Source organism: Candidatus Nitrosarchaeum limnium BG20, from assembly GCF_000241145.1.
GTDB classification, from domain to species: Archaea; Thermoproteota; Nitrososphaeria; order Nitrososphaerales; family Nitrosopumilaceae; genus Nitrosarchaeum; species Nitrosarchaeum limnae.
In genome coordinates this window covers 1-4009 of the sequence record NZ_AHJG01000062.1, presented here as the reverse complement: position 1 = coordinate 4009, position 4009 = coordinate 1, and the positions used below count along the sequence as shown (strand labels likewise).

Sequence of the window (4009 nt, the reverse complement as noted above, 5' to 3'; positions counted from 1 at the left end):
AAGTGCATCATAGACTCTTTTATAGGAACCGTGAGCGTCAAAGAGTACAAAATTAGCCTTAGAATCAAAGACCTCAAACGCATCATATTTTCTGAGATTTTCAATTATTCGTTTTCGCTCATCTTTGATTACTTGAACTGCATTTTCCATTTGAGTTGATTGCTCCAATGCCAGAATTGCAGATTCGATCGCAAGTGTACTAATTGGGTATGGATATTGTAGTACTTGATTAAATGCATCTGTGAATTTTTTATTTGCAATAAAATATCCCAATCTTAAGCCAGCCAAACCAAATGACTTTGAGAGTGTCTGAACAACAACTAGATTTTCTTGTGATTTTACCATTCCAGATAATGAAAATTCTCCAAATTCACCGTATGCTTCATCAATTATTATTAATCCATCAAATGATCTTACTAATTTTTGCAGATCATCTTTTTGAAATTGAAATCCAGTTGGATTATTTGGAGAATCAAGATATAAGATATCTGCATTTTTAGATAGTTTAAGAAATTCTTTGATATCTAATGTCATATTTCTTGAAAAAGGAATTGCAGTAACTGGTATGGAGTATAGTTTACATCTTTCTTCAAAAAATCCAAATGTTGGATTTGATGTCAGAACTTGGGTTTGTTTTGATGCAAGATTTGATAAAATTAAATCTAGTATTTGATCAGAACCATTTCCAACACCAATCATAGAAGAGTCAACTTTAAGGAATTTTGATAATTGTTTAATCAAACGCTCTGTTCCACCTAAAGGATATTCTCTAACATCGCAATTTTTTTTGGCATTATTGATAAGATCTTGTTGGAATTGTTTAGATATGACATAATTTTCATTAGAATCAAGTTTGAGTGCATCAGGATGCATCTCAGGCTTTTGATATCCTCCAATAGAAGATAATTCTTTAATTCTTTTTTCAATCCAGTTTTTTTTCATTGTATTCTACCTCGTACTGCCTCATAATGATTTGGCAACCCTTCTGATTCAGTAAATATTTGCAGGTGTTTTGAGATTTTTGATAGGGATATCTTTGATGCAGATATCTGAGTATTGATTTTCATAAAGTCCAAAACAGAAAGAGAACCACGTATTTACCAAATCCATTTGTTGGCAAAATATGATTTGAGCCTAAAAGATAATCGCTTGCAGATGACGGAGTATTATTTCCTAGCAATACTAATCCAGAAGAGGTGATTTTTGATGCAAAGGAATTGGGATTTTTTGTCATGATTTGCAAATGTTCTGGAGCCAATTCATTTGCTAGTTTGATCATATCTGAATAATTTTTACATATTGCAAGAAAACCATTTTTTTTAAGACTAGTTTTTACAAAATTATTTCTTTTGATTTTATCAATTAAATCATGAATTATTTTATCAACTGATTTTGCTAATTTTTCAGAATTTGTTATCAAATAACAAAAAGTATCATTGCTGTGTTCCGATTGAGAAATAAGATCTAGCGCTACATAGTTTGGATTTGCAGTTTCATCAGCAATAATGCCTAATTCTGTTGGACCTGCAAGCATATCAATCGATGTTCGATCACTAATCATAGACTTTGCAATTGATACAAACGTACCACCAGGTCCAACTATTTTATCTACTTTAGGGATTGATGAGGTACCAAAAGACAATGCAGCAATTGCTTGAGCACCTCCAATTCGGTAAATCTCGTTTGCACCACACAAATTTGCAGCTACAATAGTCAATGGATCAATTTTTCCATCAGAATTAGGTGGAGACACAACGGCTATTCTTTTGACTCCTGCTATTTTTGCAGGAATTACAGACATTATAACAGAGCTTGGATACCGTGCCAAACCACCAGGAATGTAACATCCAACACTTTGTATTGGTACAAATTTCTTTGAGATTTTTATTCCATCTGTATCAATAGTCTTATTTTTTAAGATGGATTTTACAGCATATTCAGTTTTTTCTAATCTTAATTTAGATAACTTTATTGCATTTATTTCATTTTTGGAAACTTTAGAGAATGCATTCTTTATGTCATTTTGTGACAAAAGCAATGACGTAATGTTAGCTCCACTAAATTTTTTCTCATATTTTCTTATAGCTAAATCCCCATTGTTTTTTACATCATTTAATATGGATTCTACAATAGACTTGTTTTTGTAGGAGGGCTGTTTTGGCAAAATTTGAGACGCAAATTTTTCAACATTAGTTACTTTGATTATTTTCATCAATTTTCTTCATCACGCTTAATCTCCTCTAGTTCTAGAATTTGTCGTGGTTCATGGACAACTAGTCCTTGTGCGATTTTTCTTAGTTTTGGAATTAGTTTGTGAAAGTCTGCTTTTTGAATAATTGTATTTATTCCATACCACCCATCTTCACTTAGCGGGCTAATAGTTGGTTTTTTAAGAGATGGTATTTGTTGTAAGAGCTTTTTGAGATTCTTTTCTTCGACGTTTAGATATATGTGGAGATATTTTTTTCCATGTACGGCACCTCGCATCAGAGTAACAATGTCAAATATTTTTTCACGTTTTTGTGGATCCCTTAAAGATTTTTTATTGACAATCAAATGTGCTGTAGATGTAAGGACTTCATCAACTATTTTTAATTTGTTTTGTTTTAACGTGGTCCCAGTTTCAGTAACATCCATTATTGCATCAACATCCTCAGGAGGTTTTGCTTCTGTAGCTCCAAATGATAAATGAATTTGAACATTCTTGTTGACTCCAAGTCTAAGCCAAGGAGTTACAATCAAAGGATCTTTTGTACCGTAGTATTTTTTATATGATTTAGATTGCTTTAGAAATTTTGATGCGGTAATAAGATATTCAGATGATATACGAAGTATTTTTTTCTTCTTAGCATAATCAGCTATCATTTCATCCAGATTTTTGTAGTGATATTTATCAGGAAAAGCAACAACCAGACGAATTTTTCCGTATTCTAAATCTAATATTGGTTCAACATCGGCGTTGGTTTCACCAACCCAATCTTTTCCAGTGATACCAACATCATACAGTCCTTCCGAGACTAGTGTTGGAATTTCTTGTGGCCTAAGCATTTTTACAACAATATTTGGATCATCAAGATACACTCTGTAAGTTCTGTCTTTTCTATTTACTTTGGTCCATGATCTTTCAAGAAGTTTGAATGTTGCTTCTTCAAGACTACCTTTAGGTATGGCAAAGCGAATTTGCGACATTTCTTATACTTCTCTAAACTTAGTATATAATAACTTCATTTATTTTAAAAATTATAGATATGAAATTATTGAAAAAGATCATTTTAGGTATTGCTGTATTATCAATTATTGGAATCTCTGTTTATTTGGGAACAAATACAACACAAGATACACCAATTCAAAAAGATGTACTTCAAAATGAAATACAGATCTCATCAAATACAGAATTGATAAAATGGGGAAGTGGTAGTTTGTTTGATATTTTTGTGGATCCAAAAGATTTCGTTATTATAAACGGAAAACAAATACCTATGAAAGCCACTTTTGAATTAAAACCAGATCTATCAGAAACTTATTCAGAGATTGGAGTTTATGATAAAAAAATAAACCGCTAGTCATCATTCCAATATACACTGCAAGTGCATATTCAGAAGATGGTTTTTATGATTTTTATGCTGGAAAGTGTGATACTTGTACAACAACAAAGATTGTATCAATTGATCAATTAGGGGAACAATCCAGTGCAAATGCAGTCAAAGTTTTAAAATTATTAGGATATGATTCAATTACAGATATTGAACTTGATAAAAATCCAAACATACTTTCAAAATACGATAAGATCATTTTATTACATAATGAGTATGTTACAAAAAAAATGTTTGATGTAATTACATCTCATCCAAACATAATCTACTTGTATCCTAATGCATTATATGCTGAAATATCAGTAAACTTTGTAGACAATACAATATCGTTAATTAGAGGACACGGGTATCCGGATTCAAATATAGATAATGGTTTTGATTGGAAATATGATAATACACGTCCAGATGAATTCGAC

At 31.4% G+C, this 4009-nt stretch carries 3 protein-coding genes and 2 pseudogenes; 2 read left to right on the top strand and 3 right to left on the bottom strand.

Features of this window, described 5'->3' with window-relative positions:
- The 3 genes and pseudogenes from BG20_RS02150 to hisG all read right to left on the bottom strand — a co-directional run.
- Positions 1–942: pyridoxal phosphate-dependent aminotransferase (locus BG20_RS02150; protein WP_010190286.1), on the bottom strand; the 942-nt coding region annotated here is incomplete at its 3' end.
- A pseudogene (gene hisD, locus BG20_RS02145) lies at positions 939–2212 on the bottom strand (histidinol dehydrogenase). The pseudogene hisD and the gene BG20_RS02150, both read right to left, overlap by 4 nt.
- Positions 2212–3189, bottom strand: coding sequence for an ATP phosphoribosyltransferase (hisG, locus tag BG20_RS02140; RefSeq protein ID WP_007403053.1), 978 nt, complete (start codon positions 3187–3189; stop codon positions 2212–2214). Before hisG ends, hisD begins: the two are co-directional and overlap by 1 nt.
- A gap of 68 nt (positions 3190–3257) precedes the next feature.
- Here hisG and BG20_RS13025 point away from each other — a divergent pair, with 68 nt between their 5' ends.
- Together BG20_RS13025 and BG20_RS13020 are read left to right on the top strand one after the other, a co-directional pair.
- Positions 3258–3563 carry a hypothetical protein gene (locus BG20_RS13025; protein WP_238527456.1) on the top strand — a complete coding sequence of 102 codons (306 nt, stop codon included), beginning with the start codon at positions 3258–3260 and terminating at the stop codon, positions 3561–3563.
- A 260-nt stretch (positions 3564–3823) separates the two neighbouring features.
- Positions 3824–4009 (top strand): annotated as a pseudogene (locus BG20_RS13020) (hypothetical protein); the annotation flags it as partial.

Bases quoted from the DNA above. Each gene is read 5' to 3' on its own strand.
- hisG (WP_007403053.1), bottom strand. From the start codon at position 3,189: ATGTCGCAAATTCGCTTTGCCATACCTAAAGGTAGTCTTGAAGAAGCA.